Origin of the sequence: Leclercia sp. 29361 (assembly GCF_011290365.1) — a bacterium.
In the GTDB taxonomy this organism is placed as follows: domain Bacteria; phylum Pseudomonadota; class Gammaproteobacteria; order Enterobacterales; family Enterobacteriaceae; genus Enterobacter; species Enterobacter tamurae.
The window spans coordinates 2,030,191-2,042,875 of sequence record NZ_CP049786.1 but is presented as its reverse complement, the minus strand read 5'-3'; the positions used below and the strand labels follow the sequence as shown (position 1 = coordinate 2,042,875).

Annotated in this window: 10 protein-coding genes and 1 other RNA gene; 4 read left to right on the top strand and 7 right to left on the bottom strand. The window is 53.1% G+C overall.

Features of this window, described 5'->3' with window-relative positions:
* Positions 1-449 precede the first annotated feature (449 nt).
* The 5 genes from G7090_RS09710 to G7090_RS09690 are packed head-to-tail and all read right to left on the bottom strand — an operon-like array spanning position 450 to position 5,445.
* A complete protein-coding gene (locus G7090_RS09710; protein ID WP_166182249.1) occupies positions 450-1,091 on the bottom strand; it encodes a LuxR C-terminal-related transcriptional regulator in 642 nt (213 codons plus the stop codon).
* A gap of 18 nt (positions 1,092-1,109) precedes the next feature.
* Positions 1,110-1,598, bottom strand: a complete 489-nt coding sequence (locus G7090_RS09705) for a fimbrial protein (RefSeq protein ID WP_166182248.1) — start codon at positions 1,596-1,598, stop codon at positions 1,110-1,112.
* 23 nt (positions 1,599-1,621) lie between these two features.
* Positions 1,622-4,138 carry a fimbria/pilus outer membrane usher protein gene (locus G7090_RS09700; protein WP_166182247.1) on the bottom strand — a complete coding sequence of 839 codons (2,517 nt, stop codon included), beginning with the start codon at positions 4,136-4,138 and terminating at the stop codon, positions 1,622-1,624.
* Between the two features lie 42 nt (positions 4,139-4,180).
* On the bottom strand, positions 4,181-4,855 hold the full coding sequence (locus G7090_RS09695) for a molecular chaperone (protein ID WP_166182246.1): 675 nt from the start codon (positions 4,853-4,855) through the stop codon (positions 4,181-4,183).
* Between the two features lie 59 nt (positions 4,856-4,914).
* Complete coding sequence (locus tag G7090_RS09690; protein ID WP_166182245.1) at positions 4,915-5,445, bottom strand: fimbrial protein; 531 nt, start codon at positions 5,443-5,445, stop codon at positions 4,915-4,917.
* Between the two features lie 505 nt (positions 5,446-5,950).
* Here G7090_RS09690 and G7090_RS09685 point away from each other — a divergent pair.
* Both G7090_RS09685 and G7090_RS09680 read left to right on the top strand, forming a co-directional pair.
* On the top strand, positions 5,951-6,610 hold the full coding sequence (locus tag G7090_RS09685) for a helix-turn-helix domain-containing protein (RefSeq protein ID WP_166182244.1): 660 nt from the start codon (positions 5,951-5,953) through the stop codon (positions 6,608-6,610).
* A gap of 86 nt (positions 6,611-6,696) precedes the next feature.
* On the top strand, positions 6,697-7,338 hold the full coding sequence (locus G7090_RS09680) for a winged helix-turn-helix transcriptional regulator (protein WP_166182243.1): 642 nt from the start codon (positions 6,697-6,699) through the stop codon (positions 7,336-7,338).
* Positions 7,339-7,559: 221 nt separating this feature from the next.
* On the opposite strand, the gene menI is transcribed toward G7090_RS09680, so the two are convergent.
* Together menI and G7090_RS09670 are read right to left on the bottom strand one after the other, a co-directional pair.
* Positions 7,560-7,970 carry a 1,4-dihydroxy-2-naphthoyl-CoA hydrolase gene (menI, locus tag G7090_RS09675; RefSeq protein WP_106993653.1) on the bottom strand — a complete coding sequence of 137 codons (411 nt, stop codon included), beginning with the start codon at positions 7,968-7,970 and terminating at the stop codon, positions 7,560-7,562.
* Positions 7,967-11,023, bottom strand: a complete 3,057-nt coding sequence (locus tag G7090_RS09670) for an FAD-binding and (Fe-S)-binding domain-containing protein (RefSeq protein WP_166182242.1) — start codon at positions 11,021-11,023, stop codon at positions 7,967-7,969. The genes menI and G7090_RS09670 overlap by 4 nt, the downstream gene beginning before the upstream one ends.
* Before the next feature lie 207 nt (positions 11,024-11,230).
* Here G7090_RS09670 and ydiK point away from each other — a divergent pair, with 207 nt between their 5' ends.
* Positions 11,231-12,343, top strand: a complete 1,113-nt coding sequence (ydiK, locus tag G7090_RS09665) for an AI-2E family transporter YdiK (protein ID WP_106993651.1) — start codon at positions 11,231-11,233, stop codon at positions 12,341-12,343.
* Between the two features lie 188 nt (positions 12,344-12,531).
* Positions 12,532-12,642, top strand: an RNA gene (gene rprA, locus G7090_RS09660) — antisense sRNA RprA.
* The last annotated feature ends 43 nt before the right edge of the window (positions 12,643-12,685 follow it).

Here is a 12,685-nt window from a genome sequence, read left to right as displayed (position 1 = left end):
TCATTAAGCATAGACCCTGCTACGGGGGTTAACAGGGTTGATCACATTTACTTAAACGACTGATAAAAAGCGTTATTTCCCCGTTATTCGCGGCTGAATGGGATAAATGCAAAATATGTATAGAAAATGCCTATTTTTGAGATAGGGAGTTGGCCGACGCGGCTGCTCATACCTGTAAGCGTATTCTGAAAGGGCTGGGGCACTGGCGATGGAGGGCCTTCGGGTGCGCTATCCTTGTCATACAGGACCAGCATCAGGAGGGGGATATGCTTACTGCACTATTGATAGTCGCCATCCTTGCCGGGGTCATTACGGGTCTGGTTATTGTGTCTGCCATGCAGGATGTAAGAGACGATTACTGATCATCGAACAGAGGACCGGCACCGTCGGTGGAAATGGATTACTGACCTCACAATAAAGGCCGCAGAAGCGGCCTTTATTGTGTCTCACTATCCTTCGTTCAGATAGTCACGTAACAGATTTGGTCGGCAATTTTTTTGTGCCATTTTAGTTAATAGCGCCAACAGTTGATAATCGCTATGCAGTGCGAATTTTTTCATGATGTTATATTTATGGGCACAGACGGTTTTGTAATTAATCCCTAATTGGTCAGCAATTTTCATCACCGGTTTTCCCAGATACAGATTGGCCATAATTCTTGTCTGCTTACGCGATAAGCCTTTATGCTGACAAGCGGAACAGGAACGGTTACGGGTACCCGCATCGTTGCTGTGTAAGGCTTCCAGTGCTCTGGCCAATACCTGCTGAAAATCGGCCAGAGAAGCATAGCGTGAAATGAAGATCATATCACTGAAACAGATCGGCAAGGTTTTCGGAGTCGTGGTGTGATCGTTGATTACACCAATAATTCCCCCCTGCTTGCGGGCCAGTAATTCAGGCGAACAAAGAAAGGGTTCGCCAGCACAGAGAGAGAGGACAATGATATCGGCGCGACTGATATTTTCACGGCTAAAATTGGTAGTAATTTGAGTTTCGTAAGAGAAATTCATCCTGAAATAATCGACGATAAAGGTTTTCAACCCATGGCAATAAAGCGCATCAAAACCCCTCAATAGCACATTAATCTTCAATTACGATCTCCTCTTGCCTTAGTTGTACTGTAATGTCACCGCAACAGCGACAGCTATTGTGCCAGGCGTAACCCCGCCAGCCTGCGAATAGGTCACGGCCTGCATGGCCATTGATAATGTGCGATCGGCTGCGACAGTTTGGGTAATACTTTGCCCGGAGCCCTTTATATTCCCGGTACGGGTTTCAATAATGCCTAGCGCAATATTTTCCGCTGAACCGCTATTTTTATAATAATCGCCTCCTGCGACCGGGTCGGTAGTGCCGGTAAAGGTTGTTGTTACGCTACGTGTTCCTTCCGGGCATTGGGAAAAAGAGAGCGTGAAGGGAACCGGAGTGGATAACGAACCCGGTGTGGCCATATTTTTTGCCTGTATATCGCCTAAATTAACGATAATATTGCCGTAATTCACGCTATAGGGAGATCCAATCGAGGTGTAATCACACCCAAAGCTGTAGAGCGGAAAAACAATCCCTGCCAGCAGTAATATGAGCCTGATAATACGCATTTGTTAATCCACACAATGAAAGATTAATAACATACAGAAGCAGCATGAATAATATCGCCGCCCGCTTGCTTTATATTGAGCGTATAGTGAGTCTGGCAGCGCTGGTTCTCCCCTTCGCCCCATTTCACCGTTAATTTCCCGTCCGGTTGTAAACCGGATAAATAGACCTGTCCGGCATCGCCCACAATAAAGCCCGAATGCCCTGCGCCAGCTACTGTTGCCATCGCACCAAAAGGAACGGGTCTGCCATTTTGTTGAGTGAGCGTCATCAGTACCCGAAGCCCGACGTTAGCTACATAATCGGCACGAACGATTGCGCCCCGGGTGGGGAGCACGGTTTTCACTGTCTGTTCCAGTTCGACATCGGTGGGCAACGTCTCGGTCAATAATGAGATATCGTTTTTCCGGTACGGAGTGATATTGCCAATCAGGGTATAGCCCCGATAATCGGTTTTAACCCCGGACTGATTCTGCACCCCGATTCCCGCCGCACCTGGGGCTTTAACCAGCACGTTGGTTTCTGCCAGCGGCTGAGAAAAGGTGATGCCATCAGCATGGGCCACCACTCCGCCCTGCAGGGCGTAATTCAGCCGTTCGCTGTGCTGGTCATAGCTGTAACCAGCCGTTGCCTCGCCGTAAGTGCCTTTATAATCCCCGTTGATATTGCCGGTATAGCCAACATTATTGGTGCCATAACCTTGCTGCACATTCCAGCTCAGCGCATTGCTTTCCAGCGCCGTGCCGTTCACGCCAATATTATGCGTCGTGCCACTGTTTTTACTGGTGGTAACGCCGTAATTCGCCCACGTCTGCGGCAGGAAACTCGCCAGCGGAACGCTGACATTAAAGGACAACATCCGATCTTTATCATAACGCCCGCCACTGCTGGTCGAACCGGTGCTGCCATTTTCACTCCAGGTATAGGTCAGTCCATAGCTGACGTTACGCCAGAAGTTGTTGTAGCCCAGGTTCCATGAAGTCTTCGTTTTTCCGGCGTTCCAGTAATCTTCCCGGACTGCGCTGAACATCATCGATCCCAGGTTATTCCCCAGCGTCTGGCTCATCGTCAACTCTGCGCGGTTGCGACGTCGTTCGCTGAGCGCACTGTCGTTGCCCCACGAGTCCAGTACCTCCTGCATGCCGTAATAGCCATTCGTGGAGTAGCGATACCCGGCAATAGCAAATTGCGTTCCGGTGCCAGCAAAATTTTTACTGTAACGCGCCCGCCACGACTGACCGTTCACTTTTTGCATCTGGTGCGGGGTGGACCAGCCCTGGGTGACATCAGCCGAAAGTGCGCCGAAATCCCCCATATTTTTACCCATACCGATAGCCAGAGACTGGTATTTACTCGCCTCCTGAATACCGCCATACAGGGTCAGGCCATAAGGAAGACCGTAGATCGCGGTCAGTTGTCCGAACGGGGTCGGGTTGACGCGGTGATCCCAGGAACGATACTGCCCGCCTGTCACGGCATATTTCAATTGCCCTTCACGCTGCAGTACCGGTAAAGAGGCGAATGGCACGGTAAAATGCTGCACGCTGCCATCGGCTTCTTTAATTGTTACATCCAGATCCCCTGCGCCGCCGGTCGGATACATATCGGTAATTTCAAAGGCACCTGGGGCGACATAGCTCTGGTAAATCTGATAACCATTCTGGCGAATCACTACCTGCGCATTGGTGCGGGCGATCCCCCGGACTACCGGTGCATAACCTTTGAGCGAATCCGGCAACATGTCATCGTCAGAGGCCAACTGCCCGCCGCGAAAGGGCATGCTGTCAAAAACATCTGCCGGTGCGGTACTGTCTCCCAGAGTAAGCAGGGATTTCAGGGGGATGATAGTCCGTTGAGCCCAGGTGTAGACCGTATCCCACTGCGACCGGCCCACGTCATCACGTGCCCAGGTGGTGTAATTTCGCAAGCGCCACGGGCCGACGTTGATGCCTGGACGCAGGTTCGCGTATTGACTGTTGGCATGGTCACTGTTTTTTCCGACGTTATTCGCCCCGCTCAGGTTGTAATTGAGTATGGCGGCGGTGATGCCTTCATCCCAAAGCGCAGGTTGCACATAGCCTCTCGCCTGCATCGACAGTGCCGCCTGCGGGATGCTGATGATCAGGCGCTGACTGGCAAACTGAAAGTCGGTGCTGGCCTGCGGTATGGCCGTCAACGTGGCGCACTCTGTATCGGGCTTACCCAGCTGAGGAAAACGCTCCGTTCTTACTCCCCACTGCCGAAGCTGTTCCACGCTCAGGCAGGGTTCAAGGTACTCATCACCGTGACTGTCTTTCACTTTTTTAAAGGCGATGTCCTGCGTATCCATCAGCCGATCGTCAATAACAATATCAACGTGGTAAGTACCCGCAGCCTGCGAACCGGTTTCAAAGCCGGATAAATCGGCCTTATCGATGCCGGGATTATCAATTTCAATCAACTCGGGGTTAAAAAACTCACGCGCCTTTGTGTCATTTGCTAAGCCAGCCAGTGGAATAAGGATCCATGCCAGACGATGTAATGCATATATCCTGGTCGTCATTTAATGTCGCTCCCTGAATATGACACTTCACGGCATCAATTCTCACGGGCTTGCCGTATGCGCATCCCCTGCACCGCCGTAGTCATTAATGATTTTAAATACCACTGCACCGTTACTGACCTGCGAGGGTAAAGGTAAGGTGGCCGTTGAATGAGGTAGTACCCACGAGACATTCTGAAGTTGTTTTCCGCCCACCGTGATTTCATTAAAATTCATGACGTAATCCGTAGGGTTTGTAACCTGAATGCGATCTCCTACCCGCCGCCAGACTAATTTACTGGCCTGTTCCTCTGGTGTTGAACGTTTTAATCCTGCAGGACGATAGATGAGTTTAATTCGGCTTTTTACGGCAATTTGTAGTGAGTTTACCGCGGTGGTGGCTGAAGGAATTGATTTAATATTCAGCCAGAATAAACTCTCCCGATCCTGAGGTAATGTTCCGGTCAATACAATGCGTTCGATATTTTTTTGGCCTTTATCAAGGCGGTAAAGCGGTGGCGTAATAATAAAAGGCACTTTCCCGCCCCCCTCACTCTGCATATCTATCCATGACTGCACCAGATAAGGCGAATCATCCGGATTATTTACGCTGAGCGAGGCTTCTTTTTTGCTGCCATCAAAAATGACGCGTGTTCCGCCTATAATGATACCTGCCTGTGCAGCAGTACTACCCGCCATCATTAGACCAACAAGCAAAATGTTGCGAAGAAAGTTCATTTTTTTACCTCAATAAAACCGGGGCCGGGATCCGGCCCCATCTGATATCCGACGGGAGATCAGTTATAAACAATAGAGAAATTAGCGACTGAGTTTGCCGGCCCCGCCGTCACGCCTGACGCTGTCGAAATATACTGCGCATAGAAATTCAGAACATTATCCTGGGCGCTGCTGAGTACGTAGCTGTAGTTATTATTACCATGCAGGGGCAGATCGCTTTTATCGGCGGTCATCAGGTTAATCGCCACACCCGTAGCGGCCCCCACCACGGAGTTGTTGATGGCCAGTAAGCTGGCATTGGTTGTATCTGGCGTACCATCAAAACGCACTTTTGCCGTTGTGACGGAAGGTGGACAATCTTTTAATACAATATCGAAGCCTTTTGCGGCTGTTTTGGCTCCAACCCCCGGGAACTCAGTTCTGTAAAAATCGCCTAACACCACGGTCTGATTTTGTGATGCCACAGCCACATCACAGGCTGAGTCCAGAATATTTCCAGCAAAGTTGACCGTTCCTGCCGCCGCAAAGGCGCCGGAAGAAGAAACGACTGCCAGAGCTGAAAATGCCATAGTCAGAATATTTTTTTTCATAGAGTTATTCCTCATTGCTTTTAATTATCACCCTTTTGTGGGCAGCCGAATCCGTAAGGCATTGGTTACCTTTTTCTATTTTCGCGCCCTTTTATTAGGTCCATTATTGCAAGCATAAATAGTAAACTGCGCTGCCACACAACCCAGATGCTGTTCAATTTATGCCCACAGCTCGTCAATCTATATAATGAGCTCACCAAACTCAAATTATTTCTCAGTCTAATTGTAGACTTTGCAATGACCGCTTTTGACAGGCTCAAAGAGAGAGGTTTCACGTTGCAACGGCGAGACGATCAAGGCTTTGTTGAATAGTGCTGGCCCTATCTCTCCCGGTCCATAAATAGACTATAAGAAGAAATTCTTTGCAGATCAGGTTATTAACCACTGATTAATACGTTCGGTCTATTTTTAGACCCGCCACTGATATTCCCTATATGAATGGTTTCTAAGATAATTACGTTGTGTAAGACGTAGACAACAATGCCAGTAAGATTGAGGTTCCCTGATGAATACCAGAATGGTGACAATAAATACCGATCCCATGAAAAGTGGTCAGGCTTTAAAACCCTTTACAGACATAAACAAGCTGATGAATTATGTCCTGCCTTTCACCGAAAGGATGACGATTAATAAAGGCGACATAGTGCAATACTATGAAGCGGACATCAGACAATGCCTGGTGTTATTAAGCGGCAGCGTGGCGTTACATCGTCGTGGCGACAGCGTTGTACTGAACTCCGAATCCGCTCCGTTTATTCTTGGCGTCAGTAGTCAGTATTGCTCAGAACATTTATACGCCCGGGCGCTGGAAACATCCGAGGTTGCACGCCTTCCGATGGAATTATTCAATCAAATCGTCACCAATGAAGGGCTGTGGGAACATTTTGCGAAATTGTTAATCTACGCGGTATCGCGAGTGTATGAGCATTGTTCGCAGATCGCGCAGTTATCCGCTTACGACATTATTCGGCTGCAGCTAGTGGAGTTATTACAAGAGCCAGAAGCCGTCAGGCTAAATACCACAGCTGCAGCCTATATTAAAAGCCGCACCTATCTTTCCCGAAGCGGTATTATGCGCATACTTTCAGAACTGCGAACCGGGGGTTATATCGCCATGCAGCGTGGCGTGCTGCTTGATATCCACCATTTGCCGCAAAAATATTGATAACAGCAGCACGGCAACGGGTTCAGTAACGCTGGCTGGCGCTATAATCACCTTCATCACGTTACCTTACGTCAGCAGGCCAGAAAATGTCATTACCCGATCTGACTCCCGGTGCGGTTCAGCATGGATCGCCCTACTCGCAGGAGCTTATTACTCATCTGCAACCCTATGCGACGCTGCACGACGTCCAGCGGGGAGAACGGTTCGATTTTATGGTCAACGGACAGGCGATGTGTTATCTGATCCTTGACGGCGGGATTGCGTTATATCGAAAAAGCAATGATATGTTGCTTTCTACCGCCAAAAGCCCTGCGGTTTTCGGTCTGGCAAACCTGACGGATATCTACTTTGACGACTACTTCAAAACGATTAAGCCCTGTAAAATTGGCATTCTTACCACGGATGCTGCCAACCATGTGTTTAAAGAACATATGCTCTGGGGACTGGTCTCCCGACATTTGATGTTTCTTTATAACCGCCTTTATAACGAAATTATGCCCCAGGGTACCCCCACGGCTTACGAGCTAATTCGTCATCAGCTTCTGGCACTCATGAAGGAAGAGGAGAGTTTCCGCGCCAGGGTGACGGCTGAGAGGTATATCCGGGATAAAACACAGCTCTCACGCAGCGGCGTGATGCGTATTCTTGCCGATCTGAAAGCGGGCGGATATGTTGAGATGGAAGAAGGCAAGCTGATTAAAATTAACAAGCTTCCGGCTAAGTATTGAACCAAAAAGAAAGCCCTTAAGACTACCAAAGGTAATCTTAAGGGCTTCTTGCTCCATCCGGCGCTTATCTCCGGCACTCGTACTGGCTTAGCTCTTGAAGGAGCATAGGAATAGTCTCATAAACTTTGAGGCGCGAATTAACATAAATTGCTGCCCGCCAGGAAGCGCTGAAATTTCAACAAGATAGAAAAGAAAAAAGGCCGCTGTCGCGGCCTTTCGTTTTATACCACAGCGGTGGTCAGCCGCGAGGAGCAGCACAGACGCTGCTGTTCATCGAAGATGTCAATCTGCCACACCTGATGCCGCCCGCCGGTATGCAGCGCGCGACATACACCGCGTACCCGCCCGCTGCGCACGGAACGGATGTGGTTAGCATTCACCTCCAGCCCTACCACCTTCTGCTCCCCTTCGGTACAGAGATAGCCCGCCACCGAGCCCAGGGTTTCGGCCAGCACTACTGACGCGCCGCCGTGCAGCAGGCCAAAGGGCTGATGGGTACGGCTGTCCACCGGCATGGTCGCCTCCAGCTCATCCTCGCCGATGCGGGTAAACTGAATGTCCAGCAGCCCCACCATGTTCCCGTCGCTCATGGCGTTTAACGCCTGAAGGGTCACCGCACGTTTCCAGATCATCCCATAATCTCCAGTAAGGCCTGCAATGGATGGCGCACGCCGCTACCCTCGACGCGCTTGACCTGGCTGCGACACGAATAGCCGGTCGCCAGACAGCGATTGCGCGGCAGGCGCTGCATCGCCTGGTGCCAGGAGAGCTCATAGATCCCCAGCGAGTTTTTATGATTCACCACCTCATGGCCGTAGGTCCCGGCCATGCCACAGCAGCCGACGCTGACGCTCTCGAGCTTCGCACCAAAGCGGGCAAAGATCGTCGCCCACTGGGCAGGTGCGCCCGGCAGCGCGGTCACTTCGGTGCAGTGGCCGAACAGATACCATGATTCGCCGCTGGTCTCCTGGGCGGTTTGCGCATCGACAATCGTCGGGAGCCATTCATGCACCAGCATCACGTGGAATTCGCCGCGCTTGTCGCCGAGGGTCTGCTTGTACTCGTCGCGATAGCAGAGCACCAGCGCCGGATCGACCCCGACCATCGGCATTCCCAGCAGCGCCACCCGGCTGAGGAAGTCAGAGGTTTTTTGCGCCGTTTTGGCGAAACGATTGAGGAATCCTTTGATGTGCTGGGCTTTACCGTTCGGCGAGAACGGCAGGAGTACCGGCTGATAGCCTAACCGCTCGACCAGGCGAATAAAGTCAGCCACCACCTGCGCATCGTAATAGCTGGTAAAGGGATCCTGCACCACCAGCACGGTTTTCGCTTTTTGCTCCGGACTCAGGGCTTCCAGCTGCTCCAGGGTCAGATTGGCGGAGCGGTGGCCCACCAGCTGACGCTGCAGGGACGGGGTGGAGAGCAGCGGCAGGTCAATCATGCCGATATGCTTTTCGGACAGCTTGCGTACCAGCGGCTGGTTGATAAAGAAGTTGAAGGTCTTCGGTGCGCGGGCCATCAGCGGGGCATAGCTCTCAACCGTCGCCACCAGGTGATCGCGCACCGGGCGCAGGTAACGGCTGTGATAGAGCTGCAGGAAACGCGAGCGGAACTCCGGCACGTCGATCTTAATCGGGCACTGGGTGGAGCAGGCTTTACAGGCGAGACAGCCCGACATCGCCTCTTTCACTTCGTGGGAGAAATCGTACTCCCCTTTGCGCGCATGCCAGCTATTGCGGATGCGTTCGACAAGGGTGCGCAGGCTGGCGCGTTTTTCCGGCAACTCTTTCTCCAGCGCCAGGGGATCCACGCCGCGGTCGGCCAGCAGACGCAGCCACTCGCGCACCAGGGTCGCACGCCCTTTCGGGGAGTGGATACGGTTGCTGGTGATCTTCATTGACGGGCACATCGGGCTTTTGGCATCGAAGTTAAAGCACAGGCCGTTGCCGTTACACTCCATCGCGCCGCGCCAGGAGGCGCGCACCGCAATCGGGATCTGGCGATCGAAGGTGCCGCGTTTAACCGCGTCCACCTGCATCATCGGGGCATCGACGCCCGCTGGCGGGCAGATTTTACCCGGGTTGAGGCGGTTATGCGGATCGAAGGCCGCCTTAATTTTGCGCAGCTCGCCAAACAGCGCCTCGCCGAAGAAGGCCGGACTGTACTCTGCGCGGAACCCTTTCCCGTGCTCGCCCCACAGCAGACCGCCGTACTTCGCGGTGAGCGCGACAACCTCATCGGAGATTCCCTTCATCAGCATCTCCTGCTCCGGATCGCACATGTCCAGCGCCGGACGAACGTGTAGCACCCCGGCGTCGACATGGCCGAACATGCCGTAGCTCAGGCCGTGGCTGTCGAGCAGGGCGCGGAATTCCACAATGTAGTCGGCAAGGTGTTCCGGCGGAACGCAGGTATCCTCGGCAAAGGGGATCGGCTTGGCTGCGCCTTTGGCGTTACCCAGCAGGCCCACCGCTTTTTTACGCATCGCATAGATACGCTCGATACCGGCCAGCTCGTTGCACAGCTGCCAGCCAATCACTCCGCCCTCGCCCCGGGCGATCAGCTCGTCCAGCCGCTGGCACAGGGCATCGACCTGGCTTTCGATGAGTTCGGCGTCATCACCGGCAAACTCAACGATATTCAGGCCCAGCATCTCTTTGTCGGGCACGTCGGTAATCAGCTCGCTGACCGAGTGCCAGACGATATCTTCCCGCGCCAGGTTGAGCACTTTCGAGTCGACGGTTTCAACCGACAGCGCGCGGGCATCCACCATAAAGGGGGCATTGCGCAGCGCGGAATCAAAGGAGTTGTACTTCACGTTCACCAGACGGCGCACTTTTGGCAGTCGGGTGATGTCGAGACGCGCTTCGGTGATAAAGGCCAGTGTGCCTTCGGAACCGGTCAGGATGCGGGTCAGATCGAACTGGCTCAGGTCGTCATTAAAGACGTGGCGCAGATCGTAGCCGGTCAGGAAGCGGTTCAGTTTCGGGAATTTATCGATAATCAGCTGACGGTTATCACGGCAGCTCTCCAGCACGGTGCGGTAGATGCGCCCGGCGGTGGTGTTGTCCTTGCCGAGCGTCTCGGCCAGTTCGACCGGCACGGGCTGGGTATCAAGGATATCGCCCCCCAGCAGCACCGCCCGCACGCCGAGGACGTGATCGGAGGTTTTGCCGTACACCAGCGAGCCCTGACCCGAGGCGTCGGTGTTGATCATCCCGCCGAGGGTGGCGCGGTTACTGGTCGAGAGCTCCGGGGCAAAGAAGTAGCCGTAGGGCTTCAGATACTGGTTGAGCTGATCCTTGATCACCCCGGCTTCTACCCGCACCCACCCCTCTTCCGGGTTGATTTCGATGATGCGGTTCATATAGCGGGACATATCGACAACGATGCCGGTGTTCAGCGCCTGGCCGTTGGTGCCGGTGCCGCCACCGCGGGGGGTAAAGATCAGCGAAGCGAAACGCTCCTGGGAGGCCAGACGGGCCAGCAGGGCCACATCAGCGGTAGAACGGGGAAAAACGACGGCATCGGGAAGTAGCTGGTAGATACTGTTGTCGGTCGCCATGGTCAGCCTGTCGGCATAACTGGTGGCGGTATCGCCGGTAAAACCCTGTTGCTCCAAAGCCTGCAAAAAATTGACCACCAGCTGAACGACGCCAGGTGCCTGAGAAATTTGTGGGATCATTACTGTCGACCCTGCCCCATCTGAATTGTTGTAGATAATCGTTTGCGTTGTATCTCACATTTTGTATCACATTTTATTCATATGCGCCCGACAGAATTACAGGCAGAATCAGCCTGTTAAAAATCGCTGAAATCACTAATGATTAGAGTGATGCGGTTTCCTGTTCTCACCGGCCTTTCCGGTGTATTTCAAAGGTAAATTTCAACTATGGTCAATCGACACCAGCCCAGGGACGTTGCACAAGTTTTGCTGTCGGTGCTGTTTCTGGCAATCATGATTATTGCGTGTCTGTGGATTGTTCAACCCTTCATACTTGGCTTCGCCTGGGCGGGGACGGTGGTGATCGCCACCTGGCCGCTGTTTCTCCGGCTGGAGCGTTTGCTGTTTGGTCGCCGTGCGCTGGCCGTGCTGGTAATGACGCTGCTGCTGGTGCTGCTGTTTGTTATTCCTATCGCCTTACTCGTTAACAGCCTGGTGGACGGCAGCGGTCCGCTGATCGCTAACTTCACCAGCGGGGAGATGACGCTCCCGACGCTGGACTGGCTGAACGACATCCCGCTGATTGGCGATAAGCTCTATGCCGGCTGGCATAACCTGCTGGACATGGGCGGCAGCGCGATCATGGCAAAAGTGCGGCCCTACATTGGCGCAACCACCACCTGGTTTGTCGGTACCGCCGCACACCTGGGCCGCTTTGTGGTCCACTGCGTGTTGATGCTGCTGTTCAGCGCCCTGCTCTACTGGCGCGGCGAGCAGGTGGCGCTCGGGGTTCGTCACTTTGCGACACGTCTGGCGTCGGCCCGTGGCGATGCGGCGATGCTGCTGGCGGCGCAGGCCGTGCGCGCGGTGGCGTTAGGCGTGGTGGTAACGGCGCTGGTGCAGTCGGTGCTCGGCGGGATTGGTCTGGCGATTGCCGGCGTGCCGTACGCCACCCTGTTTACAGTGCTAATGCTGTTAACCTGTCTGATGCAGCTGGGTCCATTACTGGTGCTGGTCCCGGCGATTGTCTGGCTCTACTGGAGCGGAGATACCACCTGGGGCACGGTGCTGCTGGTCTGGAGCTGCGTGGTGGGCACGATGGATAACGTCATCCGCCCAATCCTGATCAAGATGGGTGCCGACCTGCCGTTAATCCTGATCCTCTCCGGCGTTATTGGCGGCTTGATTGCCTTCGGGATGATCGGTCTGTTTATCGGGCCTGTGCTGCTGGCGGTCTCCTGGCGTCTGTTCTCTGCATGGGTGCAGGAAGTGCCGCTCCCGCCAACTGACCCGGATGTCCTGCTCCAGAGGCTTCAGGACGAGCGTGAGCTGAGAAAGTAATTTCCCCCGTTCTGGTGGGTTCGCCCACCAGAATGTTAAGCGTCACTTATCATTTGGATTTCCCTTAAGCGCGGCTTAACCCGCTTTTATCTGCAATTGCCTCATTCCCCTCATAAAATCTTCACTTTCTTTAAACTATTGAGACAAATCTGATCGACGCAAAAATTCACCATGCCTACTATTAGGTCACGGTTATGAATCAACAACACCTTGATTTATAAGCATGGAAATCCCCTGAGTGAAACAACGAATTGCTGTGTGTAGTCTTTGCCCGCCTCCCACGGTGGGCTTTTTTTTATCCAGAATTCGGCAACTATAAAGAAAAACTCGTCATTACAGCGG

What these genes read in the sequence shown, in the direction of transcription:
- G7090_RS09685 (WP_166182244.1), top strand. Translation starts at nt 5,951, where the DNA reads ATGAATACCAGAATGGTGACAATAAATACCGATCCCATGAAAAGTGGT.
- G7090_RS09690 (WP_166182245.1), bottom strand. Translation starts at nt 5,445, where the DNA reads ATGAAAAAAAATATTCTGACTATGGCATTTTCAGCTCTGGCAGTCGTT.
- ydiK (WP_106993651.1), top strand. Translation starts at nt 11,231, where the DNA reads ATGGTCAATCGACACCAGCCCAGGGACGTTGCACAAGTTTTGCTGTCG.
- G7090_RS09670 (WP_166182242.1), bottom strand. Translation starts at nt 11,023, where the DNA reads ATGATCCCACAAATTTCTCAGGCACCTGGCGTCGTTCAGCTGGTGGTC.
- menI (WP_106993653.1), bottom strand. Translation starts at nt 7,970, where the DNA reads ATGATCTGGAAACGTGCGGTGACCCTTCAGGCGTTAAACGCCATGAGC.
- G7090_RS09705 (WP_166182248.1), bottom strand. Translation starts at nt 1,598, where the DNA reads ATGCGTATTATCAGGCTCATATTACTGCTGGCAGGGATTGTTTTTCCG.
- G7090_RS09700 (WP_166182247.1), bottom strand. Translation starts at nt 4,138, where the DNA reads ATGACGACCAGGATATATGCATTACATCGTCTGGCATGGATCCTTATT.
- G7090_RS09680 (WP_166182243.1), top strand. Translation starts at nt 6,697, where the DNA reads ATGTCATTACCCGATCTGACTCCCGGTGCGGTTCAGCATGGATCGCCC.
- G7090_RS09695 (WP_166182246.1), bottom strand. Translation starts at nt 4,855, where the DNA reads ATGAACTTTCTTCGCAACATTTTGCTTGTTGGTCTAATGATGGCGGGT.